General features: G+C 56.7%; 15 protein-coding genes. 3 read left to right on the plus strand and 12 right to left on the minus strand.

The genetic code is table 11. From position 1 onward, the window contains the following. Positions 1-52 precede the first annotated feature (52 nt). Positions 53-1,411, plus strand: coding sequence for an MATE family efflux transporter (locus H8699_RS04185; protein WP_249284615.1), 1,359 nt, complete (start codon positions 53-55; stop codon positions 1,409-1,411). 65 nt (positions 1,412-1,476) lie between these two features. Here the strand turns inward: H8699_RS04185 and H8699_RS04190 are convergent, their stop codons facing one another. The 5 genes from H8699_RS04190 to H8699_RS04210 form a co-directional block, all read right to left on the minus strand. Continuing rightward, complete coding sequence (locus tag H8699_RS04190) at positions 1,477-2,778, minus strand: L-cysteine desulfidase family protein (RefSeq protein WP_249284616.1); 1,302 nt, start codon at positions 2,776-2,778, stop codon at positions 1,477-1,479. Between the two features lie 176 nt (positions 2,779-2,954). Then, positions 2,955-3,716, minus strand: coding sequence for an energy-coupling factor transporter transmembrane component T family protein (locus H8699_RS04195; protein ID WP_249284617.1), 762 nt, complete (start codon positions 3,714-3,716; stop codon positions 2,955-2,957). A gap of 1 nt (position 3,717) precedes the next feature. Next, positions 3,718-4,515 carry an energy-coupling factor ABC transporter ATP-binding protein gene (locus H8699_RS04200; protein ID WP_249284618.1) on the minus strand — a complete coding sequence of 266 codons (798 nt, stop codon included), beginning with the start codon at positions 4,513-4,515 and terminating at the stop codon, positions 3,718-3,720. Then, entirely contained in the window at positions 4,512-5,354 is an 843-nt protein-coding gene (locus H8699_RS04205; RefSeq protein ID WP_249284619.1) for an energy-coupling factor ABC transporter ATP-binding protein, read from the minus strand. Before H8699_RS04205 ends, H8699_RS04200 begins: the two co-directional genes overlap by 4 nt. A gap of 15 nt (positions 5,355-5,369) precedes the next feature. Then, complete coding sequence (locus tag H8699_RS04210; RefSeq protein WP_249284620.1) at positions 5,370-5,954, minus strand: tryptophan transporter; 585 nt, start codon at positions 5,952-5,954, stop codon at positions 5,370-5,372. 550 nt (positions 5,955-6,504) lie between these two features. Here H8699_RS04210 and H8699_RS04215 point away from each other — a divergent pair. After that, positions 6,505-7,173 (plus strand): DUF3298 and DUF4163 domain-containing protein, encoded by a 669-nt coding sequence (locus H8699_RS04215; protein ID WP_249284621.1) that lies wholly within the window; start codon positions 6,505-6,507, stop codon positions 7,171-7,173. A 51-nt stretch (positions 7,174-7,224) separates the two neighbouring features. Here the strand turns inward: H8699_RS04215 and H8699_RS04220 are convergent, their stop codons facing one another. Together H8699_RS04220 and H8699_RS04225 are read right to left on the minus strand one after the other, a co-directional pair. Further along, the gene (locus H8699_RS04220; RefSeq protein ID WP_249284622.1) at positions 7,225-8,799 is read right to left on the minus strand and encodes an ABC transporter permease/substrate-binding protein; all 1,575 of its coding nucleotides are present in this window, start codon (positions 8,797-8,799) and stop codon (positions 7,225-7,227) included. Continuing rightward, positions 8,792-9,928 carry an ABC transporter ATP-binding protein gene (locus H8699_RS04225; protein ID WP_147518568.1) on the minus strand — a complete coding sequence of 379 codons (1,137 nt, stop codon included), beginning with the start codon at positions 9,926-9,928 and terminating at the stop codon, positions 8,792-8,794. Before H8699_RS04225 ends, H8699_RS04220 begins: the two co-directional genes overlap by 8 nt. Before the next feature lie 246 nt (positions 9,929-10,174). Here H8699_RS04225 and H8699_RS04230 point away from each other — a divergent pair, with 246 nt between their 5' ends. Continuing rightward, positions 10,175-10,534 carry a hypothetical protein gene (locus H8699_RS04230; RefSeq protein ID WP_249284623.1) on the plus strand — a complete coding sequence of 120 codons (360 nt, stop codon included), beginning with the start codon at positions 10,175-10,177 and terminating at the stop codon, positions 10,532-10,534. A 53-nt stretch (positions 10,535-10,587) separates the two neighbouring features. Here H8699_RS04230 and H8699_RS04235 read toward each other — a convergent pair whose 3' ends face one another. The 5 genes from H8699_RS04235 to H8699_RS04255 all read right to left on the minus strand — a co-directional run bounded on the left by H8699_RS04235 (position 10,588) and on the right by H8699_RS04255 (position 26,538). Next, positions 10,588-11,085, minus strand: a complete 498-nt coding sequence (locus tag H8699_RS04235; RefSeq protein WP_249284624.1) for a flavodoxin — start codon at positions 11,083-11,085, stop codon at positions 10,588-10,590. A gap of 14 nt (positions 11,086-11,099) precedes the next feature. Continuing rightward, a complete protein-coding gene (locus H8699_RS04240; RefSeq protein ID WP_330605136.1) occupies positions 11,100-11,423 on the minus strand; it encodes a cupin domain-containing protein in 324 nt (107 codons plus the stop codon). Positions 11,424-11,679: 256 nt separating this feature from the next. Then, entirely contained in the window at positions 11,680-12,621 is a 942-nt protein-coding gene (locus tag H8699_RS04245) for a DUF1848 domain-containing protein (RefSeq protein WP_249284625.1), read from the minus strand. Between the two features lie 115 nt (positions 12,622-12,736). Then, positions 12,737-14,566: a hypothetical protein gene (locus H8699_RS04250; RefSeq protein WP_249284626.1), complete on the minus strand. Its 1,830-nt coding sequence runs from the start codon at positions 14,564-14,566 to the stop codon at positions 12,737-12,739. 200 nt (positions 14,567-14,766) lie between these two features. Beyond that, entirely contained in the window at positions 14,767-26,538 is an 11,772-nt protein-coding gene (locus H8699_RS04255) for a SpaA isopeptide-forming pilin-related protein (protein WP_249284627.1), read from the minus strand. Positions 26,539-26,629 lie beyond the last annotated feature (91 nt).

Here is a 26,629-nt window from a genome sequence, read left to right on the forward strand (position 1 = left end):
TAATAGTATAGCCTACGATAAAAGAAGATCATAATAGCGAAAGGAGCATTCTATGCCCAGCGAAACCCTTGTCCCCCAACAAAAGCTCTTTTCCCGGCAGATGCTGCGCAAGCTCATCGTGCCGCTGATCATCGAACAGTTTCTGGCTATGGCCGTAGGTATGGCCGATACCGTTATGGTCACCTCCGCAGGCGAGGCCGCGGTTTCCGGTATATCGTTGGTGGATTCCATTAATATTCTGCTGATCCAGATCTTTTCAGCGCTGGCCACCGGCGGAGCGGTGGTGGTTTCCCAGTACCTGGGCCGGCAGGAGCATAAAAACGCGCGCACTGCTGCCAAGCAGCTGATCTATACCTCCACGCTGCTCTCGCTGATTCTCATGGCATTGGCGTTGGTCTTTCAAAAAGGCATCTTGCAGCTGGTATTTGGCAGCATTGAAGCTGACGTAATGGAAAACGCGTTGACCTATTTCTGGCTTTCCGCCATTTCTTATCCGTTTTTAGCGATTTATAACTCTATCGCCGCGCTGTACCGCTCCATGGGCAACAGCAAGGTCTCCATGCTGACCAGCCTGCTGATGAACGTGGTCAACATCGGCGGCAACGCCATCCTAATCTTTGGGTGCGGCTGGGGCGTTGCGGGCGCAGCCACCGCCTCACTGGTTTCCCGTGCGCTGGCCGCTGGGGTCATGCTGGTTTTGATCCGCAACCACGATAACATGATCTATGTGGACGGTCTGCTGCACTTTGAGTATAAGCCGCAGATGGTCAAAAGCATTATGAAGGTCGGCATCCCTAACGGGCTGGAAAACGGTATGTTCCAAATTGGCAAGCTGATGGTGCAGGGATTGATCGCCCTGTTCGGCACTTCGGCCATTGCGGCAAACGCCATTGTCAACAGCGTCACCTCCGTCATCAACGTGCCCGGCCTGGCGATCGGCCTGGCGATGATCACCGTCATCGGCCAATGTGTGGGGGCGGATGCGTACGACCAGGCGGTGTATTATACTCGCCGGTTGATGGGGCTGATCTACGCGGCCATGGCCGCCATGAACCTGATCATCTTTGCGCTGGCCTATCCGCTGGTGGGCATGTTTAACCTGAGCCCGGAGGCCACCACGCTGGCCATACAGATTTTACAGATATTCTGCGTGGTCAACGCCTTGCTGTGGCCCATCGCCTTCCCCTTTGCCAACGTTCTGCGCGCCGCAGGGGATGCCAAGTTTACCATGGTCGCCTCGGTCATTTCTATGTGGATCTTCCGCATCGGCTTTAGTTATATCCTGGCGCAGGGCTTTAACATGGGTTTGCAGGGCGTGTGGTACGCCATGTACATCGACTGGGCGGTGCGTGCCATCATCTTCTGGTTCCGCTATAAGAGCGGCCGTTGGAAGACCAAGCGCGTGATCTAAACAAGCGCAAAAGAGCCGGCAGTCAAAACTGCCGGCTCTTTCTTTTCTATAGTTCGCGCTTGCTTTTACTTTTCTTCCTCCGCGTTGATCATGATCCGGATGATCTCGTTATCGGTCTCCCGCATGCCGACTTTGCCCAAGCGCCCCACGCTGGAGATGGTGGCTTCCACACCCTTTTTGATGATCCCCTCGCCCGCGCGGAATTGCTGGCCATCCTCATACATCGCATAACCTAAAATCGCCGCGTCAATGGCCACAGCGATCTTGGCCGCACAGGAGGACTTTGCCCCATCGCATACGATGCCCGAGGTGATCGCCAGACAATTGACCAGGGTATGTGCGATCTCCTTTAGCCCGCCGCCATGGAGATAGGCGATGCCTGCGCCCGCCGCCCCGCCGGCGCTGACCGCACCACAATAGGCCGAAAGCGTGCCGATGCACCGTTTTTGGTGGATCGCCACCAGGTTTGAAAGGGCCAGGGCGCGGTACATCTTATCCTTGCCCACGCCCAGCTCCCGGGCGTATTCGATCACCGGGATCGAGGCGGTGATGCCCTGGTTGCCGCTGCCGGAATTGATCACCACCGGCAACTCGCATCCGCTCATACGGGCATCGGACGCGGCCGCCGCCTTGGCCTTGGCCCGGTTGCTTACGCGCTCCCCATAGGTCTTGAGCAGCACTCGGCCAATATTGGCGCCATAGTTGCCCCGCAGCCCCTCCTCGGCAATGGCCATATTGTATTGTGCCTGCCGCTGCAAAACCGGCTGAACATCCTCGACGGCCAAGCTGTTGGCAAAATCGATGATCTCCTCGATATTCAGGCAATCCTCCGGCTGCTCCGCTTTTTCCTGCGCAGGCGCACGGTAGCAATCCAGCATCTGATCCATCAGCTTTTCACCGTTTTTTTCGATCAACACGATATTGGTATGATAATGGACGATGCGCACGCGCGCCTCATCCGCACCGGCCCAAACCGTGACGGTAATGTCAAAGACATAGTCCGACTGCGCGCGGCATACCTCTATCACATTTAAGGCCAAATAATCCGCTATCGCAGCCTTTTGCGCTTCACTTACGTTGCTGAGCACCTCCAGCACCCGGCCGGCATCTCCTGCGATAATGCCCGCGGCAGCGGCGGCCTCAATACCCTTTAGGTGATTGGTATTGGGCACTACCACGCTTTTTACATTTTTAATGATGTTGCCGCTGGCCTCTACCTTTACCCGCTGGGGCACAGCGCCCAGGGTCTCACGCGCCTTTGCGGCTGCATAAGCAATGGTGATGGGTTCCGTGCAGCCCATGGCCGGCACCAGTTCCCGGTTCAATATCTCCACATATTCGCGGTAACGCTGGTCAGTGCGCTTCATAATATCCCTCGTTTCTGCTGGTTAACGCCGCCTGTCCTGTGGAGCGGGATATGCCTTACGCCAAAGTAAGAACTTATCCGCCCATAGCTTTGCAGGCATTTATCTTGTTTATTATACCATATAACCCAAAAGAACCCCAAACCCACGCAGGGCTTGGGGTTCTTTTAAATATCCATTTACAGCACGGCGGCCAATACCACCAGTGCGGCCGCGCTGCCGGCAGCCGCTGCATCCCACAGCCGGAAAGCATAACGCTTATATCCACTGGTTCGGCTGCGGCGGTTAAAGCCCTTTAGCTCCACTGCAATGGCCCCCTGGTTGATCCGCCCGACTGAACTGACCAGCAGCGGCACGCACAGCGGAAGGATCAACCCGACCTTTTTGAAGAAGTTTTTAGTGTCAAAGGCCACGCCCCGCGCCGTCTGCGCCTCCATAATATCCTTCATCTCCCGGTTAAAGGTGGGGATAAAGCGGATCGCCGTCATCAGCGCAAAGGCATAGCGATAGGGAATGTGCAGCTGCTGTACCAGCGCTCCGGTCAAATCGCTCATCTGGGTGACCGAGAGCATCAGCGCCAGCGGCAGCGTCGCGCCGATCAGACGCAGGGCCAGCAGGGTAGAAAAGGCCAATCCTTTGTCCGTGATCATCAGGCCCAGCGGCAGGTTCACCAGCGCCCTTCCCTCCTGCACAAAAAGCAGCTGGATCACAAAAAACATCAAAGCCAGTTTTGCCAATGCCAGTAACAGCCGCAGGGCACGCGGCAGTGCGCCAGCGCTGGCGGCCAGTAAAAGATTCAGGGCGATCACCCCCAACACAAAGGGGATGCTGCCTGCGCAGAAACAGGCCGCGCACAGCAAGAACGCCAGCACCAGTTTGGTGACGGGGTTCAGCCTGTGTAAAAAGGTATCACCCGGAATATAATCCAAAAATCCGCCCATTTTAGCTACACCGCCTTTCCAGTTCCGCCGCCATCTCCTGCACGGTATTGATCTGCTCAAAGCCCTGGCCCAGGCGCAGCGCCAGCCCCGGTATCTGTGCTGGCAGCAGGGCCGCGCGGGCCAGCAGCGCCTCATCCCGCATGACCGTGTGCACCGGCCCGTCGCCGATCAGCTCACCCTCGCAAAGCACCAGGACCCGCTGTGCGTAGTCCTGCACCAGCTCCATATCGTGGGTGATCATTAAAATCGTAGTCCCGCCAGCGTTAAGCTCGCACAGCAGCGACATGATCCTGACGCACTCCTGATAATTCAGCCCCGTTGTGGGTTCGTCCAGGATCAGGATATCCGGGCGGGCGGCGATCACGGAGGCCAGGGCAATGCGCTGGCGTTCTCCCCGGCTCATGGAGAAGGGCACCCTATCGCCCTCAAAGCCAAAAGCATCCAGCACTGCCCGGCAGCGGGCCGCGCGGGCAGCCTCATCGCTTATCGCAAACTGCAAACCAAAGCCGATCTCCTTTTCCACCGTCGGCTGGCAGATCTGCCGGTCCGGATTCTGAAACAGAAAACCTACGTCCTTTGCCAGCGTGCTGGTGGGGACGCTGCGCGTATCCTGCCCTTTCACAAAGACATGCCCCTCCTGGGGCTTGAGCAGACCGTTGCACAGCTTGCTTACCGTCGATTTACCGGCGCCGTTGGCCCCGACCAATACGGCAAAGTCGCCTTTGTTCAGTTCAAAGTTCAGCGCCTTGACCTGCGCGCCGCCCGGATAGCGAAAGGATACGTTTTCAAACCGGATCATGCGCCCATCACCCGCCTTGCCATTTGCTCCGCCTCGTCCAGGTTGAGCGGGGTCGGCCCGTCATACAGGCCCCTATCGCGCAGCTCTTCCGCCAGCGAGACCACGCGCGGCACGTTGATCCCCATCCGCCGCAGCGCCTCGCTGTGGCCCAAAACCTCGCGCACGCCGCCATCATAGGCCACGCCGCCCTTTTCCATCACCACAAGCCGCCCCGCAAATTCGCTAAGCAGCATGATTTTCTGCTCTACCACGACGATCGTTGTCCCATAATCCCGGTTAAGCTTCCTTAAAAGTTCAAAGATCTGCCGGCTGCTGCGGGGGTCCAGCTCGCCCGTAGGCTCATCCAGCACCAGTATCTCCGGCTGCAAAGCTAGAATGGCTGCAATGGCCACCTTTTGCTTTTGCCCGCCGCTTAAGGTGTCCAGGGCCCGGTGGCGCAGGTTTTCGATTCCGGTCATCTCCAGCGCCTGTACCAACCGCTGTGCCACCAGCTCGCGCGGCGTCCCGTAATTCTCCAGGCCGAAGATCACTTCGTCCTCCACGGTCATGGCCGTAAGCTGGCTTTCAATATCCTGGAAAACGCTGCCCACCGTCAATGCCAGTTCATCCGGCCGGGTCTCCACCGTATCCTGTCCTTTTACGCACACGCTTCCGTAAAAATCGCCGGTGTAGTGGTGCGGCACCACGCCCCCGATGGCGTAGATCAGCGTAGACTTTCCCGCGCCGCTGGCGCCGATAACACCCACAAAGTCGCCCTTTGCTATATCCATATCCACATTTTGTAGGGCAAAGCCCTCGTCGCCCTGATATTTAAAGCTCAAATCCCGAATCCGGATCATGGTGTTACCGCCTTTCTATTTGCGCCGAAAAGCCAGTTTCAGCGGCGGGAATAGCACCTGCACGATCACCGCGTTAATGGTAGCCGTGCCAAAGATGATGGCCATAAAGGCTGCCAGCGGCGTGGGGGTGATATCCGCCCCCGTATAGTACATCAAATACATGATGCCGATAAAGGCGAACCCGCTGACCAGCGTGGCCAGAAAGGTGCATACCACAGGCGCCAATGAAAATTTGCCGATCTTCATGGGGATCTTCATCAGCAGCACCATGGCGACCGCGCCCACCAGTTCGCTGGCAATGTTGATATACGGCTGCCCCGGGAAGAACTGGCAGATCGCCCCGGCCAGCAGGCCGATGATCGCCGCCTCGTAAACCTTGGGCCGGATCAGCAGCATCACCAGACAGTACATGGCTATGATGAAATTGGGTTTCATCCCAAAGTTGATGACGGAGCCTACAAAGAATTTAAGCACCGCGCCGGCGGCCAGCAAAATGCCGATCAGCAATATCTCCGAGATGCCCAACCCCTTTTTCTCCTGCACGGCGACCACCCGCTTTTGTGCGTTTTGTTCCTGTGTCCGTTTCTCCATCGTTTCCATTTTCCAACCATCCTTTCAAATTTTCGGCTGGCGTAAGAGAAAAGGACGATTCAGGCAAATAAAAAAGCCTGCCCCTTCTATAAGGGCAGACTGAATATCTGCGGTACCACCTTATACGGCCCCAACGCACCATCGCATCAAGGCCCCTCTCTTACAAAAATGCCAACACATTTTCTGCCGTTAACGCCGGCCTACGTCTTAGATACTGGGCCGGTGACCCCGGCCTTTCCCCTCGCCCTCAGTGGACCATTTGCCGCGCCGCTCTCCACGGGACTTCCACCATCGCCCGCTCTCTGTAGGTGCGCTCTGCGGTTTAACTTCCACATCAAAGGTTTTTTGATTGGTTAAAAAATAGCACAAATACAATCCCGTTGTCAACCTATTTTTAAAAATAATTTTCGCCCTTTCTTTTTCATCTTCCCGCACAAGGCCCATTACCAGCACCGCACGCGCCCGCGCGGCCCCTGTTTTGCCATCCATCCGGCGGGGCGGCGGCATGCGCAATTTTTCTCCTCTCTGCATATCATGCCTGTAAGGAGGGATGATGCAAATGGCATGTGAAATTACTATAACCGAGCAGCAGCTGACCCAAGAACTGGAGTATGATTTTACTCCTATCCTGCACTACGATATCCGCTATCCCCAATTCGAGGGAGAGGGATGCGAAAAGGGCCTGGAAAAGATCAACGCCTTTTACAGCCAGTGCGCCCAACGTTTGGCCCTTTACGCCTGTAAGGATTTGTTTGCAGCCGCCGCTGACCAGTACGACTACGACCAGGAAAACGGCTTCCCCGTCATGCCCTACGAGCTGGTGGCCAACTATACGGTCACCCTAAATAACGGCTGTACCCTCAGCCTCTACTGGGACCAATACATATTTACCGGCGGCGCCCACGGCAATACCACCCGTTACGGCCACTCCTGGGACGCGAAAACGGGCTGCGCGTTGACGCTGCAGGACTTCTTCCCGCGCAATTTCGACTATAAAATTGATCTGACCGAGCAGATCATCGGCCAGATCGCCGAGCAGATCGCCGCGGGCAATGATATTTACTTTGACAATTATGAGGAGAACGTCATTGCCGAATTCAACCCTCAGAATTTCTACCTGACCCCGGAGGGGCTAGTCATCTTTTACCAGCAGTACGCCATCGCGCCCTATTCCAGCGGCATCATGGAATTTACCATCCCCTATTACCCCTGCGCCCTGCCCCGGTAGAGCAAAGAAAAGGCTCCGGCAAAATGCCGGAGCCTTTTTCATCGTCGCGCTTTAGATCAATCCCTTTTCCGTCAGAAAATCGCGCGCTACCTGCTGGGCGTCTTTGCCCTCTACGTCCACCTGGTAGTTCATATTGCGCATAGTAGGCTCATCCAGCACGCCGTCCAGCTTGGCCAGCACCCCCTCTAATTCCGGATGCTGCTCCAGGGTTTCCTCACGCACCAAGTTGATGGCATAATAGGGCGGGAAAAAGTTGCGGTCGTCCTCCAGGGTCGTCAGCTGAGTCTTTTCCAGCATTGCATCGGTGGAGAACGCATCAATGATGTCCACCTGAGCGCTGGTGATCGCCTGATAGCGAATATTGGCCGCCAGGCCGTTTTCCTCCTTGAAATTTATGCCGTATTCTTCTTTCAAGCTGGGCAGGTTATCCTCGCGCTGGATAAAGTCCACCGTAGCGCCCAGCCGCAGCTCCGAGGAGACTGCCGCCAGGTCGGAGAGCTTTTCCAGGTTATATTGCTGCGCCGTTTCCGGACGCACGCTAAGCACATAGTTATTATTAAAGCCCAGGGGCTGGGAGACCCGGATACCGAACTGCTCCTGCATCATGGTCTTGACCGTATCGTAAACCCCATCCACATCGCTGGAGATGGGCTGTTGCAGCATGCCGGTCAGCGCCGTGCCGGTATAGCTGGTCACCATATCGATACTGCCGCCCTTGAGGGCGTTAAAGCAGATGGTCGTCCCATTCAGGTTGAATTTCTGCTCCACAGTCAAATCGGTATTCGCTTCGATCAGCTCACTATACACATAACCAAGGATGATGGCCTCGGTAAAGTTTGAGGTGCCGATGACGACGGTACGATCCTGCCCGCCCATGCTCTCTGCGATATTGGTGCCGATGGGCAGCGCCACCAAAATACCGCATAGGGCAAAAACAACGGCCTTTTGCCGCCTGCGCTTTTTGCGGGATACGTGTTGGATCTGGTCCGCGGGTTTAAGCCCCTCGGGGGTGATCACCTTTTCCAGCTTGGAGAGGATAAAATCCAACAGCAGCGCCAGTAGCGAGGCCGGAATGGCGCCCAGCAGCACCATCGCTGGGTCGCCGGAGTTCAGCCCCAGGTTGATAAACCAGCCCAGGCCGCCCGCGCCCACAAAGGAGGCAATGGTCATCGTACCCACGGCCGTTACTGCGGATATGCGCACGCCTGCCATGATAAAGGGGGCGGCGATAGGCAGCTGCACCTTAAACAGCCGCTGGGTTCGGTTCAGGCCCGTTCCCCGTGCCGCCTCGATCATCTTAGGGTCGATCCCCGAGATGCCAGTATAGGTGTTTTTAATGATGGGCAGCAGCGCATAGACGATGACCATAATGATGGCCGGCTTGGTGCCGATGCCCACAAAGGGCACCGCAAAGGCCAGCAGCGCCAGGCTGGGGATGGACTGGAACACATTGGCGATGCCGATCACGATGCTGGAGACCTTTTTGCTGCGGCAGATCAAAATGCCCAGCGGCACGCCGATGGCCAGCGAGATCAGAACCGCGATGGTGGTCATGTTCATATGCTCGACGAACAGGTCCAACAGCTCCCATCGCTTATCCACAAGCAGCGTAAAAAAGTTAGACACCCAGCATCCCCTCCTCTCCTTCGTCCATATACTGCTTACTCAGGGTAGCCAGCAGGCTGCTCTTGGTCAGGTAGCCCACCAGCTCATCTTCATGTGTGATGACCGGGATGATGCCGGACTGGTTATAGTCGATGGTATTGATAATATCCTGCAGCGAATCATCCTCGTACACGGTACGGTAATCCTCCGAGATAAAGTGCTCCAGGGGGATGGTGTAATCCTTAAAATTGCGCAGGTCTTTCAGCCGCACGATGCCCACCAGCTTGCGCCCCTCTGTGACCAAGGCGCTGTCTACCTTGCGGTGGTTCATGCTCTGCACCGCCTGTATCGCCGTGCGCCCTCTGGAGATGCGGCAGGGGTCCACCTCCATAATATCCCCAGCTTTGATAAACTCAGGGCTGGACCAGATGCGGTTCTTGCCCACAAACTGCTCCACATAGCTGCTGGCCGGGTGGCGCAGCACCTGCTCGGGGGTATCCAGCTGCACGATGCGTCCGTCCTGGATGATACAAATTCGGTCCGCCAGGCGGATCGCCTCGTCCATATCGTGGGTTACGAATACGATCGTCTTGTGGAACTGATGCTGCAGGTTGTAGATCTCATCTTGCAGCTCGTTGCGCGTAACCGGGTCCAAGGCGCTAAAGGGTTCGTCCATCAAAATAATATCCGGATTTACCGAGAAAGCCCGGGCCACGCCCACGCGCTGCTTTTGGCCGCCGCTGAGCTGGGCCGGGTACAGGTCGCGGTATAAGTTGGGCTCCAGGTTGACCATGCGCAGCAGCTCATCCACCCGCTGTTCGATCTGCGCCTGAGGCTGCTTTAGCATTTTGGGGATCACGCCAATATTCTCTCCAATGGTCATGTGCGGGAACAGCCCGCCATCCTGCACCACATAGCCTATCTTCCGGCGCAAAAGGGTACCGCTGATCTTGTTGATACTCTCCCCATCGATGCGAATATCGCCCCGGTCAAAGGAGATCAGCTTATTGATCATCTTGAGCAGCGTAGTTTTGCCGCAGCCGCTGGAACCGATAAGCACAAAAATCTCATCCGACCGGATCTCCATATTGATATCGTATAACACAGATTTACTTTTGTAGGCTTTATAGACGCCCTCAAATTCGATCATATCTTCCCTCCTCGTATAGTTTTGCTCGAAATGACCATCCATAATCCGCAGAATTTACGCAAATATGAATAAAAAAAATGTGTTAATTATATTAATTATAACCACAAAGGGCAGCAAAAGTCAAATTAGCATTCCATTAATACCTGTGCAGTAGGGGGTTCATGCGCAGGCACACCCATGCTATAATAGCGTTAAAAGTAAGTTAACTTGCTCCGCCGGCTAAAAAACAGAAAGCGAGGTATCCTTATGTTCCATACGTTCCATGAGATGATTGCCGCCGCTATTGCCCATATCTTAGATGAGCCCTGGGGCCGCATTGCCAGCAGCGGCAAATTTACCCCCTACAGCCTGACGTTCCCCAATCCCGAGCAGGATACCTATTGTGATGAATTTAAACTGTTGATCCGCGCCGGATATCAAACCGCGCAAGAGCGCGTGCTGGAGGTGGGCGCAGGTTTTGAGGGCGGCGATAAATACCGTATGAATTATCTCTTTTACGCCTCTAAAGCGGAATTGGAACGATTTTTAAGGCGGCAGGACACGCCCGCCGAGATCGAAAAGCTGCTGCGCCAGCTCTCCTCCGTCTATCAGCGATCTGACGATTAGTCCAAGCCAATGCCCCACAGGCAACTCCTGTGGGGCATTTCGTTCTAGTGTATTTAAGCTTTTAACCCGATCTCTTTAAGCCAGGCCAGCACCTTGGCGCGGGCGCCTGCGCCGCCGTCGCCATAGGTTTCAAAGGCGCGCCGCACGGTTGCATGGGGACATAGCCGCTGAATATCCCGCTCAATATGGCCTAACCCTCCGCCGCCATGGGTACAAAAAGGCGCCACCGTTTTTCCATTTAGATCGTTTTCCGTCAAGAAAGTAGCAATGGGCGGCGCCACCGTGCTCCACCAGTTAGGCGTGCCGATCAGAACCACATCATACTCCGCCGGGTCAGGCACCGCATCCGGCGCCAGCGCCGGCAAGAACCCCCTTTGTATTTCCCCCTTAGCCTGTGCCACCACAGTGTTATAATCCTGGGGATAAGCGGCCTGCGGCCGTATTTCAGCCAATACTCCGCCGCTCTCCTGGCCGATCAACCTGGCGATCGTTTCCGTATTGCCTGAATGGGAATAATAGACGACTAATATTTTACCGTTATTCTGCTCCATTTTTCTTCCTCCTCTTATTTTAACGCCTGGTAAAACGCCTCATCCACGGGTTCCAGCCATTGGGCCGGCCCTGCCTGGCAGTTGGTCTCGATGGAGATATGGGACATCTCTGTATCCCGCGCTGCCCCATGCCAGTGTTTGACATCCGCCGGGATGGTCACCACATCGCCCGGGTGCAATTCCCGTGCCATCTTTCCTTCCTCCTGATACCAGCCCCTGCCAGAGGTGACAAGCAGAATCTGCCCGCCCGGATGGCGGTGCCAGTTATTGCGGCAGCCCGGCTCAAAGGTCACATTGCCGATGGGGCAGTTCCACGCATTTCCCCCCGGGACCAGCATATGCAAATAGGCCTTCCCTATAAAATTAGGGGACAGCTCCGGCGGCATCTTTTCTCCGCGCGGAAATATACCGTTATCCAATCCGTTCATTTTCAACACTCCCATCCTCGTCAAATCGGCTTTTGCCCTTTACGCCCTCATTGTACCGCCTGGAGCAAACTCCAAGTCAATACATCACATCGATTTTTTATCCCAGATCATAAAAAGCCCTTCCGCCTCATGGAAGGGCTTTGGAACGCGCTGAGCATTGATCCGCTCATACTTCCGTCAAGCGCATTTGCTGCTCTCGCAGCGAATACATCTTTTTTACGCTCACGCGGTCGCCCTCCACCGGTACTCCGGTCAGCAGGGGGCTATGCGGGTCGTGCTGGCCGCCATTAGCCCGCAATAGGCTTTCACTATAGTTAGCATAACAATACCGGCAACCATTTGGGCAGGTGTTATACGCACCAATATCGATGCTTTCGGCACATCCACACGCCAGGCGCTGGTTCCGATCTTTGCGCACGGCCAACGGGCAGGCCAGCAACCGGCCCAGCAATTCCCCATCGATACATCGGGCGCGTCCAATCCCGTATTCCTCTAGGTCCAGTGTTTCGGCACAGGCGTCGATTTCCAGTCCATAACTATGGGCGATCTCGCCCAAGGCTTTGGCCAGGCGCCTTTGTTCCGCCGGGGTAAAATGCTGCAATGTCAGGCCGGCCAGGTTTTGGGCGGTATTGCGGTAATAATCCAAAAAACTGATAGTACACCGCTTTGTATAGAGGGAAAGGCGCTTGGCCAGCGCCGCAAAGCAACGAATATGGTTTTCCATCGTGTAGCGCCGCGTCAAAAAAATAGGGTCGTACCGCCAGACCACCCGCTCCGGGCCGACGGCATCCGAAAGCCTTTGAAAAGCCGGGATCAGCACGCGCTGCTTATCGGGCAGCCGGGGCTCCACATCGCTCGCATAAGCGTTGAGCGTAAACTGGAAGTAATACATATACTGGTGTAGTTGATGTAGATGATTCAGCATTGGCGTGGGATTTTTTGTCCAAAAGACAATGCCGTCCACCACCTCCGGCGAAAGAGAAATTTCGCTGATCTGGTGCAGGTTTACGGGGTTTCGCACCCACACCTTCCCCGCCCGAATGCGCTCAAAAAACCAATCGGAATAAAAGCAGGGAATATCCGTACGCCGGCTGGCACTGATGATCATCGTTTCACCTCCCCTTCCACTATACGCCGCCGCAAGCCCGCGCACAATATGTATAAGTCTTAGCAAAAGAAAACAGGCGCCCGCCAACACGGACGCCTGTTTTTAATCATCCAAACTATTTCGCTTCAGCCGCTTTCTTCTTTTTCAGCACGATCCAAAGGATACCGCCAGCTACCAGCACGGCCGCACCGGCGACCGTCCACCAGATCCAGGCCTGGCTCGCCGGCTGTTCAGCCGCGGCAGCAGGCACTTCCGAATCCGGGATATCCACTACGTCGCCGCCGTCATCCTCTGGTTCCGTTCCCGCGGCAGCGGGAACCGGATTATCCAGGATGTCCACCAGATCCTCCTCCGTCGCCTCGACGATATTGCCTTCCCCGTCGGTCACAACAGTGGTGGTACCCTCCGGCGTGATGATGGTGGTTACGCCGGTCGTATTATCGGTAATGACCACATTTTCCGTATTATCGGCCGCGTTTTGATAGAACACCGAGTATACGCGGCGCGGCAGGTAGAACGCGTGGTCGATCGTCTGCTCCTGTCCAGAAACCAGCTTATACTCCGTACCGTCAACCGTGTAGGTCGCCGGCAGGTCGAAAGATACGCTCCCACCGCTGGAAACTACCTGTTCCGTGCGGTAGAGAATGCTGTTATCCGCAATATTTACATACTGCACCGTAACCGCGTAGCTGCTCTCCTCCTGGCCCTGCACGTTATAGTAGAAGTTGTACACGCGCTGGCTGTTAGAGAATGCGTGGGCGATATTGCGGTTCTGGCCCGAGGCCAGGTAATACGTGGTGCCGTCCCGCTCAAAGGAAGAGACCGCCTCAAAGGTCGCCGTGGAGTTAAGGTTTACCGTCACCGTTTCCGTCGCAAGGGTAGCCCCATTAGCAGAAGACAGATAATTAATGCGAATCTCGTACGGCGCGGTGGCGACCGCCAGATCGTAACGCACCGTATAAGTGCGCTTAGTGTTGTCAAAGGCGTGGGTGATCGTAGCCGGCTCTCCAGAGGCGCGGTTATACTGGCTACCGTTGGCTGTGGCGATGCTAGCGGGAATATCGATATTTACCGTCTCATTCACCGGTACCGTCACACGCTTATAACCCAGCAGCTTTCCGCTGCCATCCACATACTGTACGTTAACGTTATATGCCGTAGCGGCAGGTTCCTGCACCAGCTCGTAATAGATTTTGTAGCTGCGCGTCGCCGTACCATAGGCATGGCTGATCGAAGAGGGCTGCCCCGTCATCAACTGATAGTTGCGGCCGTTCACGCTCAACGTCTTGGGGTTATCGTGGTTCACCGTAGCATCTACGGCCACGTCCAGCGTGGCGCCGCCAAGGCGGGTATCGCTGGTATCCACATAGGTCACCGAGATCTGATAGGGCTGCTTGACGATCTCTTTATACTCAAAGGTCATCGTCGTGCTGCTCTTGCCAAACATGTGGGTCTGGCTGGAGGCCGAAGCCAACTCATAGGTCTTCCCGCTCGACGTAAGGGTGGCCGGGGCCGTATGGGTATAGTTACCGCTCACCGCATGCTTTTGGGATTGGAGCTCTACCCCGCCGGACATGTATTTGATGGTGATGTTGTACTTATTTGCGCCGATGGCGTACAGCGTTTTAGCCGCCCCGTTAAGCGTATAGCTCACGTAGATCCGCACGCCCTGCATCTGCGCATCGGGATAGCGCAGCGTAATGCTGCCGCCGGCAGGCACCACGTCCTGCTTTGTGATATTGCCGTTCACATCGCCCCAGGTGATCTCCTTATCCTCACCATTGGGGTTGGACACGGTAAAAATCTGCACACCCGGCTCATCTGCGGTCTGCGCGGCAAGCCGCAAGGCAGACTCGCTGGCCAATACCGTTGTAAAGCTCCCCAGAACCAGCGTTAAGACTACAACAAGTGCTGTAAGCGAACGCAGTATCGTTTTCCTCATCATAATCACATCCCTTTACTCATGGCTCACAATTTATGGACACCGCTTGCGTCCTACAATCTTATGATAGACATTGCAAGTCACACACCTGTCACATAACCAGCCTATCTTAAGAACTTTGCAAAAGTTTCTGTGATAAAACGCCTATTTTTACCCCAAAAGCCGCATGGGGCGGTGCTATTCACCGCCCCATACCGTTTTCATCATTCGCCGCGTTCTTCCTTCTTTTTCTGCACGATGGATGCGCAGATCCCGATCAGCGACAGCAGCATCAGCGCCAGGTAGCCCGCCGGCATACTTCCATCGCCGGTTTGGATGCCGCCTCCATCGCCCTGCGTCGTCACGGTGGTATCCGGCGTATAAACGCCCGCATCCCAGGTCATATCGAACCCGCCCTGCTCCAGGTAGAAAGCCCGCGAATAATACGCATTGTCCTGGCCGGCACGGCTGGCGTCCGAATCGTACATATACGCGTCCTCGGTGTCGCCGGCGTTAGCCGTGGTTACCTGATAGATTTCCGGAATGTTAAAGCGCACGCGGTAGTAACCTGCATCCAAATCGTCAAAGCGGTAGTAACCCGCGCCATTGGTGTAGGTCGTCCCCAGGACGATCCAGCTCGCCTCATCCAGTACATTTTCGCTGGGATTGTACTCCAGAACGACCTCGATCCCTTCGATGCCGGCTTCGCCTTCATCCTGCAGGCCATTCTTATTGGCGTCAAACCAGACGAAGTCGCCTACGCTGCCCTTCTCCGTTACGATGCCCGCGTCCCAGGTCATATCGCTCTGGCCATAGCCCAGGTCGATCACCGTGGTGGCAAAGCCCCAGCCCGGCAGGTAGATCGGGATCGCGTCCGAATCCAGCGCAGGGTCATCCCCCGCATTGGTGATCGTCAGCGCCTCGTTTACATCAAAGCCGAAGATCACGCGGTAAGAATATCCGGAGTCTGGCCCGCTCTTTAACCCATCAAACCGGTAGTAGCCGTTCTCATCGGTTTGCGTCTCTTCGTAGAAAGACCAAGCATCCTCACTGCCCTGGCGCTGCTGCAGGATCACCGGCACGCCGGCCACAGGCAATTCGTCCGCATCCTGGATGCCATCCCGGTTGGTATCGTACCACACGTAATCGCCAATGCTGCCCAGCAGATAGGCGCCGGCATCCCAGGTGGTGTCCACGGTGTTGTATCCAAGGTCGATCACCGGCGTGTAGCCTTGGTTCAGATCGGCAGTGATCTCCATCTCCACATCGGAGTCCTGCGTATCGTTCAGGTCCATATGGGCCTTCACAGCGCGGTAGTCATCCGGGAAGTCGAAGTGGACCTGATACTGCCCCTCCTCCAACCGGTCGAAGAAGTACCGTCCATCCTCGCCCACGGTGACCTGCGGGCGATACGGCGTATCCTCGCGGAAGCCGTCCACCACGCGGTAAAGCGTGACCACGGTGCCGGGCAAAGGAATCCCAATGCTCTGCACATCATCGTAGTCCCGGTCGTCAAAGCAGTAGCCGCCCAGCGCGCTGTAGGTGATCAGCCCCGCGTCCCAGGTCTCATCCCTTGTGTTCACCGGCAGATCGATCACTTCCGTTTGGCGGATGCGGTCGCTCTCATCAGCGGCGAACTGCGCATCGGAGTCGTCCACATCGCTGACGCCCTGGCTGGGGGTGGTAAAGGCAAACTCATAAATACCTTGGGTATTCTTCAGGTTCGTAATGTCGAACTCTACCACGTACTTGCCCGGCAGCAGGTTCTCAAACCAGTAAGTGCCCGCTACGCCGTCGATCGTGGCGGTCGTGGTACTCCTGTAAATCACGGGATCGACCGTCCCCGCTTCATCGGCCCGGTAGAGGTTGACCGTAACACCGTTTACGCCCGGCTCGTCAGGATCCTGAATGCCGTTGCGGTTCTCATCCATCCACACCCGGTTACCCAGGGCGGAAGCCGTGATGAAGCCAGCGTCGATGGTGTCGTTATCCTCGCCATGCAGTACGCCCAGGGCGTCCAGCGTAACTTTAAGGGTGATCTCCTCGGAGAAATAGTTCTCATCGATATTCGAGTCGATCGTGCGGTCTTCCCCTTTATAGCGCTCGGTAACCGTATAGCCCGTATCGGGGTTGGTAAACTCCACGCGGTAGGTATAGTACGTCTCTCCGATATAGTCCTTCGGGTCGGTAGAGCCTTGCGGCGCGCCCGCCTTCAGGTAATTACAGGGCAGATCCTCAAACAGATATTTGCCTTCTGCATCCGTAGCCGTGGTCTTGGTCGATTCCGTAGTGCCATCCACCGTCACCTTCTTTATGTGCAGGGTGACCGGCGAATCCGCCACAAAGGTATCGCCCTCGTCCTGGATGCCGTTGCGGTTGTTGTCCAGGAACACATAATCGCCAATGCTGCCCAGCGGCAGATCCAGGTTGCAAAGCACCTCAACGTTTTCGACCCGGTCCTCCGAATCGATGGTGTCGCCGGTATTGCTGGCGCGTACCACCGCGCCCATGGCGGAGTTGGCGATCAGCTTGCCTACGTATTCCTCGATCTGTTCGCCGGTAAACCCAGGCGCCTGCATGTGCAGCTCGATCTCATAGGCGTCGCGCTCCTCCATCAGGTCCCCATCGGGGAAGGTGATCTCAATGCCGATGGCGGTTACCTGGCTCAAATCCGCAGGCGGCGTTGTCGTCCAGCCGCTCCAGTCGGTAGCCGTTTCGTAGGCCATGGGCAGCTCGCTACTGGGGGTTTGCGCATTACGCGTATCCTGCGACCAATCCGCCGTCGAGTAGTACACGGTAGCGCCCGGCGCATCCACACCCGTCAGGATCATCTGGCCTGGCATATCGGTCGAGCGCCCGATCACGTTATCCACGTTACGCAGCGCGTACGAATCGCCCGAGAACGGCAGGATATCGATAATCCGCGCCGTCTTGATCGGGCTGGTGGAGCCGTTGTAGAGCCGGATCTTGTAATCCACATCCCCGCCCGGGTAAGTGCTGGCCACCTGCCCGGCCGGCAGGTAATCGTCGTTCAGCGGCCCCTTAACATACTTGTAGATGTTCAGCACGTTATTATCATGCACGGTGATGTTGGCATTGGCGTTTACGTACTGGTTCTGGCCCTCTAGCCCGGTCTCATCGTTGACCACTTCATCCAACTCGGGGTTTTCCACCAGCGAGCCCATATAGTTTTCAAAGCTCACCCCCGTGGGATTCTCTACCGATAGCGGCAGCCGGTAGGCACTGCTCAAGTACGCCGGGCTGAGCAGCTGCGTCACCTCGGAAGGCTTATCCGCCGCAATGTAGACCTGATACTTGATCTCGATCGATTCGCCCGGGGCCAGCTCCACATCGTCAAAGGTAAATACCACGCGTGTGGTCGTCACGCCGGCCATCTGTACGATCTGGCCCGTGCTCTCGTCCAGCCGCGAGGCCGGCACCTCATATTCATATGCGATGCGAGGCGTCAGCACTTTACCCAGGCTGTTGGTAAAGGTAAAGGTCTTCCCATCCGCATAGAACTGGTCCAGCGAGGTATAGCCCGGCAGATCCATCGAAATGATAGGATCCACAAACGGGGTATCCGCGCTTTGGTTGGTGGCGCGCAGGGTGTATTCCACCGGCTCGCCCGGGAAGAACATCGTACCTGTGGGGGTGTTGGACAGCGATACGCGGGTCTTGGCCACCTCCAGCAGCGGGATCGTAGCCGTTACCACGTTGCTGTTGCGATTCACGCTGCGCGGCACCGCCGTACCGGTGGCGCTGTACTCGCTATAGGTATAGCTCAACTTTGCCTGATTGGTCACGCGGCGTATCTCGTGCTCAGTCACATCGCCTTGGCGCTGCGCAAAGGTAATATCCAGATCGATCCCCTGCGCCGTAAAGCCGGCGCCCACGTTTTCATACACCACGCGCACGCCCATGGCCTTTACGCCATCGGGCAGGGCGCTATCCAGGTTGACCTCTTCAAAACGCCCGTCCGCCAGGTTCTGCAAATCGTTCTTCGTATAAGTCGCCGAGAGCGGCGTCCACTCCTCCGTGCCCAGTTGGCTGTAGGTCTGGTACTCTACCCGTGCGCTGACGCTGCCGCCGCCGGCATTGCTCGCCTTATAGATGCGCACGCTGTTAAATGCATAGTCGCCCTGAGCAATCGTCTTATCGACCGGCGTAGAGGAATCCGAACTCTCGTAGTACTGCATCGCCACGTTGTTATCCGTTACGGTAAAATCATCCATCGCTACGTTATTCTCACCGTTTGCATAATCGCGCAGCGTAAACGTGGTGGCAAAGGGCTGCATCAGCAGGCTCTCGTCGGCCTGCGTATCGGTGATGCCCTTGTTGATAATACCGGTAAAGCCCTGAATATCCGTGGTTGGCGTATTGGTAAAGGTCACCTGATTCTGTTCACCGGCCGGCACATGCAGCGGATAGATGGTCACCCATTCGCTGGTGGGATTGAACCGTTCGTCCAGCGTGTACCCGTTTGGCGCCTGAATCTCTTTGACCAGGTACCGCGTGCCGCTTTGCGCAGCGGGCAGCAGCTTACTCATGGCAATACCGCCCTGGGTGGTCAGCGGCCCATCCACTTTTTCTACCGGATCACCGTGCGCATCTACACTCCACACCTCAAAGATCGCGCCCGTCAGAGGCTGATCTAAGCTATTGACCTTGCTGATCACCACGCGGCCCTTATCGGCAGCGTTGGTCACAGCGGCATCATACGTCAGATACTGGCTCTGGCCTGCAGCAATAACGATCGTCTGATCCGCCTGAGAGATTTTGTAGCCATCCGGCGCGCTGACTTCGTGGATCACGTAGGTACCCGCATCCAGATTTTCCCAAGCGCATACGCCGTTTTGTGTCGTCTTAACATCCTGCTCTTCGTTGCCGGGTGCCACGCTATCCTTATAAAGCTGGAACTTCGCGCCCGTCAGCAGCGGGCTGCCGTTTTGCACGTCGCCGCGCTTGGTCAGCTCGATCCGCCCCTGCGCGTCGTTATACACCTCAAATTGCACCGTAGTTCCGCTGACGATGCTGAATTCGTACCGGCTGGGCGCTACAATCGTGTAGCCGTCCGGCGCGCTCACCTCTTCAACCATATAGTTGCCCGGCGGCAGCATGCCGGAGGTATAACTGCCGTCCACCTCAAAGGTGGGGTTCTGCGGGTCGTACAGTTCATACTGCCCCGCGGCGCCCGGCTGTGCGCTTTCCTTATACAGGTTAAATACCGCGCCGCTGACCGGCGTTTCGGTGCCGGTAATGCGCTTTTCCAAGGTAAAACGTCCGCGGTTGGGCACGTTATAAATCGCCTGATCCTGGCCCACATACGCCTGGTCGATCTCGCCGGCAGCTACGCTTACCTTGTAGGAATTGGGGTGCGTCGGGTCCAGATCAAAGCCTGTGGGCACCGTGCTCTCTACCAGTTCATAATTACCGGGGTCCAGCCAGCCGGAAAGGCCGTAGCCCTGCGCATCTGTGGTGATGGTCATATCCAGCTTTTCGCCCCGCGAACCGGTGGCCAGATCGCCATTCCATTTATAGATGTCGAACACCGCGCCTTCTACCGGTACGGCAACGTCTGCATTTTCCGAATCGACCCACTGGGCCAGTTTCTCAATCTTGATCTTGCCCTGGGGGATATTCTCGATCTCCACGCGCTTGCTCGCGCTATTATCCGTGCGTACCAGCACCGGGGCGGGATTGGCCACATACCCTTCGGCCGGCTGGCGCTCTACCAGATAATAATCCGTTTCCGGGCGCAGGCCGGTAAAGCTGACGATACCACTGGCGTTAGTGGTCTTATCCTCGCTAAACAGCGGGTTGGCGCCGGCCAGCGCGTCTTCCCGGCTGGCGTAAAGCTGGAACTTGGCCCCCTGTACAGCGTGCTTGCCCGCATCCTGATAGTACTTATAGACCTCTACCGTCTGTATCTTGTCGTTTTCAACAGTATAGGTGGCAAGGCCGTTGGCCGTCACGCTGAAAGGCCCTATAAATTCGCCGTCCGTCAGCATGTAGCCATCCGGTGTCTTCACCTCTTTGAGGTAATAGGTCTTGGCGGGATCCAGCAGAACCGAGGTATCCTCGCCCTGGGCATTGGTCTCCAGCGTATCGTACTTGGTGCCCGTGCCGTTAGCGTTATCATAAATCTCGAACTTGGCGCCCTGCAGTTTGACCGTCTCGTCGTTTGCATCCACCTTGACGACTTTCAGCTTGCCGTAAGTGGTGGTATTCTCCACGGCGGCATCCCCCGTTAAACGGGTGGTCTGCCCAGCTGTAATGCGCACAGGGATGGGAGCGAGATTGGCGGCATAAGCGCCGTTGTTGCCAACGCTGTACTCCTTAAGCCAGTAATCGTCCTCGTCCAGATTGCTGATGGTGGATTTTACGTTGCCCGCCGTGGTGACCTGGCGGTAATCATCTCCCGTGCAATCCTGCGCGGCATCGCCGGTCACGTTCTTATACAGGCGGAAGGTCACGCCATTGAGGTAGCCCTCACGCCCGCCTTGCCACACGCCGTACTTCTCGATCTCCAGCGAGCCCTGTTTTGCGTTTGCAATGGCGATCGGGTCGATGGGATGATCGGCATCTACCGTATCGCTGCGCACGCCGGAAGCGTCGGTGATCTTGCCGCCTTCAATGGTGATCTCCCGCACTGCCTGCGCGTTGGTATATCCCGCCTGCACGCTCTGCTCGGTAATGCGGTAGGTTCCCGCCGGCAGCAGCTCGGAGAGGTAATAATCCTTCGTCTTATCCGTACTGAAGGTAAAGGGTTCAAATGTATCGTCCCCCACCTTCTCCACCAGGAAGGTCGCGTTCAGCTTGGTGCCCGGCGCATCCCGGTCCACCTTTTTAAGCGCAAAGCGTCCATAACTGGTGATATTGTTGATCGGGTTATCGGCCAAGGTCTCATTGTCGCCCGTCGCCTCCAGCGTGACCACATGCTCGGTGGCATCCAGCTGGAAGCCGTCGGGCACCGCGGTCTCCACCACGATATATGTGCCCGGGGGCAGCAGGATCGACTTATAATAGCCCTCCGCCGCGCCGCCCGTGCCGGTAAAGCCCTTGGTCACAAATTCGCCGCGGGTGTACTCGCCGGCAACGCCGGTAGGCTCGGCCTTGTAAATGGAGAACTCTACGCCGTTTAAGTTATATGTCACGCCCGAAAGCTGGGTCACCTTGCGCACCAAGATCTGGCGGTACGCCTTATTGACGATGCGCAGCTCGCTGGTGAAGGTATCGCCCGTATCGCTGACCGTGACCACGTGGTAATCCGCATCCCGCACATAGTTGGGCAGCGTGGTGATCTCCAGCGCATAATAGGTATAGGTGGGGACCAAATCGCGGAAGGCAAACGATCCGTTCTTGTCCGAGCGCGCCATGCTGGCGATGTTGTAGGTTGCCTCCAGGTTGGCGCGGTAATCCGCGCTGGCCATATCGGCATCGGTAATGGTATGGTTCGCCAGGTAGGCCTGCATGTTCTCCGCATCCGTTACGCTCTCGAATACGGCGATCCACACGCCCTCCAGCCCCTTACCCGCCTGGTCCACTTTAATACCCGGAGGGGTGACCGGTTTATAGTTGTATACGGTTACCGGTTCAATGGTCGCGGCCGTTACCTGAATCGGCCCGGTCCATTCGGTCACCATCTCGTAGCCATCCTGCATCAGCGGCGAACCTTCCAGCTCCCGCAGATAGTAGGTCTTATCCGGATCCAGCTCGATGGTCAGCGCCGTACCCGTTTCGCCTACCACGGTGCCGGTTTGGATATCGCCCGTATCCACCCGGGTCAGGTACTTGGTCTGGCCGTCGATGGTGTACGCCGTTCCGGCCGCGTCCTCTACGTAAAGCTCAAAGTTCGCGCCGTCCAGCAGCGCCTCAGAGCCCAGCTCCCGCTTGTAGATCTTGATCCGCCCACGTTCCGGCGTATTGTCAAAAGAATGTTCAACCGTAGCGCCGTCGGCGCCCACGGTTATCGCCACCGGCTCATTGGGCGAGGGCAGCTCGTAGTGCTCGGGCGCCGCAGTCTCCACGACCCAGTACTCGCCCGGCGCCAAAGCCTGGGAAAGCGCCTGGCCATTTTCAGTGCTGGTGGTCAGCTCCTGCACAAAATTGGGAGAATCCTTCCCGCCGGCCGCATCCGCTGCAAAGGTACCGGTTTTATGGTAGATCTCAAACTTTGCGCCGCCCAAAGTAAAGCGCACGTCTTCCTGCGCGCCGCCAGCAGGCGTTAACGACCACTTGGCAAATTTCTTAATCAAAATCTTGCCCATGGGTTGGTTTTCAATGGTCAGCGGCGCGTCCAGATGCGCCGTTTCGCCAGCCACGATCACCACATCCTGATAATCCGGCTCCATCACGTAATCGCCCGTGACCGAAATTTCCTTGAGGCCATAGGTCCCCGGCTCCAGCCAACCCGATACGCCGATACCATTATTGGCGGCGCTGGTCTTGATCTGTCCTACCGGTTGGGCGGCATAGCTGCCATCCGGATTCTTCGGGTAAATATCAAAGGTCGCCGTCAGTCCGGTTCGGGTGTGGCTATCTATCTTTTGAATGCTTACCTTGCCCTTGCCCGCAACGTTTACGATTGCATGTACGTTGGCCGCATAGCCCGCGGTATTCTCACCCGAGGCCACGGTAATCGCCTGGACCGGCTGATCCGGCAGATCGTACCCGTCAGGCGCGGTGACCTCTTCCAGCCAGTAATCCCCCGGGATCACGTGCTCCATCTTGCCGGTCCCGCCCGTCTGCGTGGCAATGGTTTGGATATCAAAGGCGCCGGCATCCTGCTTATCCTGCGCCGCATTCGTACTCAGCCGCGGATACAGGTGGAATACCGCCCCGGCCAGATTGGTATTTTGCTGATCCATCTGGCCCGTTTTGGAGATGACCAGCGTCGCATCATGGGCATTGGTGACCGTAATATCTTTTATCGCCGCCTCAGTCGTCGTAGGCGCCTGGATCGCGTGAATGCTGCTATCCAGGATATAACCTGCGGGCACAGCCGTTTCTTTATAATAGTAGGTTTCGCCCGGCTTCAAGCCGTCAAACACCAGCACGCCGCCCTGGTCTGTGGTCCGGGTAGCCAGCGCGTTTCTATCATCTTGCGCGTCCGCCTCGGTAGCATACAGCTTAAACGTCGCCCCGTCGATCAGGATATCCTGCCCGGAGGCATTGCTCGCTTCATCCTTTTTCGTAATGCGCACGCTGACGGCCGGGTCGTTTTTCACGGTCACCTCGGTCTGCGCGTTTTCCGTAATGTCCAGCCCGCTGCCCGTGCCGGTGGCTACGCCGCCGTCCAGACCGCGGATCACTTCGATCTCCTGGAAATAGCCGGCCGGCACGCGGCTCTCTTTTACCCAGTACTTGCCCACCGGCAGCAGCCGCGAGGTACCCTTACCATTTGCGTCTACCGTCACGGTATCCACCAGGTTTTGGGCCGCGCAGGCCGCATCATCAAAGATCTGGAACTCAGCCCCGCTTACGCCGTTGCCGGTGCGCGCATCCACTTTGTGGAACACAAACTGGCCATATACCGTGGCGTTATCCACCGTCAGCGTCAGGTTCTGGCCCGCGCTAAGGGTAAAGGCTACCCGCCCGGTGATCGGCGTATACTCGCCCGGCACGGTAGAGGCTACCTCCTCATACCAGTACGTGCCCGCGGGCAGGTCTACAAAGGGGGTGTTGGGGTTGCCGGTAGCGTCTATCGAGGAGACGATATCCGCATCCAGCACCTTGTTACCGCCCGTCTGCGCGTCGTAAATCTCAAAGTGCACGCCGGCTAGGCCAGTCTTGTACAGCCCGCTGCCCAGCACGCCATATTTATAGATCGCCAGGTGCGCATATTCTTCGTTGTATGCGGAAATGGCGGCAGTGCTATTTTTCTGCACCGTTACATCGTACCAGGTATCGTCCAGCAGATAGCCCTCGGGCGCCTGGCTCTCCTGCAGAAAATACTTGCCCTGTTCCAGCGCTTCAGAAGTATAGGTTCCATCGGCCCCGATCGTGATCTCGGTATACTTCGCCGCATCGTCCACATCGTCTATCGGCGGCTGGGTCAGCGCCGCATCGTACGGGCCGTACAGCCGGAACTTCGCCCCGCCGAGCTTTTTGCCATGGTCGTTTGCATCCAGCTTGGTCAGGGTAAATTTACCCTTTTCCGATACGTTCAGGAATACCGAGGGCATATCGCCCGTGGCGCCCTGATCCGTCGCCGGCCGGTTGACCGTGTTGCCCGTAACGGTCAATTCCTTCACGGCATCCGATAAGCCATATTCCCCGGCATGGCTGCCCAGGCCGGTTTCCGTCAGTTCATAATCGCCTGCCATCACGGCGTCAAAGCGCACATACCCTTGCGCATCCGAAGTAGCCGTCACACTCGCGCCAGTGGTCTTATTGCGCAGGGTAAAGGTCACCCCATCCAGCGGTGCGGTATCGGTGCCGCCCGCGCCCATGCCGATCTTCCAAAACTCAACGATGCCCATTCCATCCGGCGTGGCTTCGTTGGTAAGAAGGACCTGATCCTTGGGCGTATTGTCCTCGCCGTAGATCACCTTGCCGTTGGTTTGGATCGTCACTTTGGTCACCGCGCTTGTAGGCGCGGCAAACCCTTCAGGAACGATCTCTTCCTTAACAAAATAAGTGCCATAGCGCAGGTTGCTAAAGGTAACCATGCCCGCGTCATCCGTCTCCACGTTTTTGATCAGCTCCGTGGCGATGGTATCCCCGTTGATGTCCGTCGCCGGGATCGTGCAATCCTCATTCATATACAGGGAGAAGGCCGCGCGAGAATAGCCCTTTGCTACAGCCGCCCCATCCAAGGCAAACGTCAGGTCTCCGATCTTCAGCTGTTTTTTGATCTTTAGGCTCTGCGCCTGAGTGGGCGGCTCTTTTTCGCCCAGCTCGATGGTCGCATCAGCGTTTTTGGTAATAATGTTCGCGTCCGTTTCCAGGCTGTATTCCAACTTTGCCGTGTTGGTCAGTTTTTCCTTGACCAGCGGAATGTTGGAAGGTTTATAGTAGGGGGAACGCGGATAGCTTACCTTGACATAATAGTCGCTGTCTAGCGACGCGTTCAGCGGCACGTTATAGGTTTCGCCCTCCACCTGCTGGGTGAATTTAGAATAGGTAGTAATGGCAATCGTCGCTAGCGACCCATCATCATTGGCCGTGGTGGTGTAGTCCTCTCCCTGCGTCAGCAGCTTGCCATCCTTGTCGCGTATCTCGATCAACGTGGCCCCGCCATTATCCAGGTAATTGGTAGGCAGGGTATCGGTCAGCACATAGTGGTCCAGCTCCAAGCGGCCAAAGCGGTTCCAGTCCCCCGCCAGTTTGGCCGAGAGCTTGTAGGTTACCTCATAAGTGTCGCTCGCCTCGTTGGGGGTGGGGCCCGCCGTCACTTCCTTGGTGACGTTCCACTCGTCCGATGCGGTGTTTTTGATGTTGACCGTATTGGACTCCACGCCGATATCCTGATTGGGCTGGCCCTCAACCGGATAGGTCCCGCCCATGGTCGCCTGGAAGCTGACCTGCTTATCGTTGGGGGTGACCATGTTGGTAAACCGGCAGGCGATGGAGATCGTCCCCGCCGCGCCGGAGTTCAGGTCCGGATTGAGGATGAAGGCGACATGGTGGTTCGGCGTAGTCCCTTCCACCACATCCGCCACGATATTGCTGGAGCGGAAGCCCACATACTCCACCCCATCGGGTATCGGGATGGTGATAAGCGGATTCTCATACGTCCCGCCCGAGCTGTTGGGCGCGATGTTGTAAGCCACCTGGACGTAAAAAGTCTCGCCGGCCGGCACGCTGTCGATCGCCGAGCCCGCCTCAGCAGCGTTCAGGACCTTAGCGGTCAGGCTGATATTGGCAGACGGCTCCGCCCAGGCTACCGTATCCAGCTGCAGCCCCGGGATCGCCATCGCAATGACCAACAGCCACGCGATCCATTTCCTTCTCCACTGATTTGCATTGCGCATGAATCTTCTATTCCTCATTCCGTATTCCTCCCGTGCCTCGTGGAACTTCTTACGCGCACCGCGTTCTACCTTTTCGCATAATCCGCCCTATTATCTTCATTCTGCTTTC

This window comes from Luoshenia tenuis (assembly GCF_014384745.1).
Taxonomy (GTDB): domain Bacteria; phylum Bacillota; class Clostridia; order Christensenellales.

Coding starts and splice junctions, on each gene's coding strand:
- H8699_RS04185 (WP_249284615.1), top strand. CDS start 53: ATGCCCAGCGAAACCCTTGTCCCCCAACAAAAGCTCTTTTCCCGGCAG.
- H8699_RS04190 (WP_249284616.1), bottom strand. CDS start 2,778: ATGAAGCGCACTGACCAGCGTTACCGCGAATATGTGGAGATATTGAAC.
- H8699_RS04195 (WP_249284617.1), bottom strand. CDS start 3,716: ATGGGCGGATTTTTGGATTATATTCCGGGTGATACCTTTTTACACAGG.
- H8699_RS04200 (WP_249284618.1), bottom strand. CDS start 4,515: ATGATCCGGTTTGAAAACGTATCCTTTCGCTATCCGGGCGGCGCGCAG.
- H8699_RS04205 (WP_249284619.1), bottom strand. CDS start 5,354: ATGATCCGGATTCGGGATTTGAGCTTTAAATATCAGGGCGACGAGGGC.
- H8699_RS04210 (WP_249284620.1), bottom strand. CDS start 5,954: ATGGAAACGATGGAGAAACGGACACAGGAACAAAACGCACAAAAGCGG.
- H8699_RS04215 (WP_249284621.1), top strand. CDS start 6,505: ATGGCATGTGAAATTACTATAACCGAGCAGCAGCTGACCCAAGAACTG.
- H8699_RS04225 (WP_147518568.1), bottom strand. CDS start 9,928: ATGATCGAATTTGAGGGCGTCTATAAAGCCTACAAAAGTAAATCTGTG.
- H8699_RS04230 (WP_249284623.1), top strand. CDS start 10,175: ATGTTCCATACGTTCCATGAGATGATTGCCGCCGCTATTGCCCATATC.
- H8699_RS04235 (WP_249284624.1), bottom strand. CDS start 11,085: ATGGAGCAGAATAACGGTAAAATATTAGTCGTCTATTATTCCCATTCA.
- H8699_RS04240 (WP_330605136.1), bottom strand. CDS start 11,423: ATGCTGGTCCCGGGGGGAAATGCGTGGAACTGCCCCATCGGCAATGTG.
- H8699_RS04245 (WP_249284625.1), bottom strand. CDS start 12,621: ATGATCATCAGTGCCAGCCGGCGTACGGATATTCCCTGCTTTTATTCC.
- H8699_RS04250 (WP_249284626.1), bottom strand. CDS start 14,566: ATGATGAGGAAAACGATACTGCGTTCGCTTACAGCACTTGTTGTAGTC.
- H8699_RS04255 (WP_249284627.1), bottom strand. CDS start 26,538: ATGAGGAATAGAAGATTCATGCGCAATGCAAATCAGTGGAGAAGGAAA.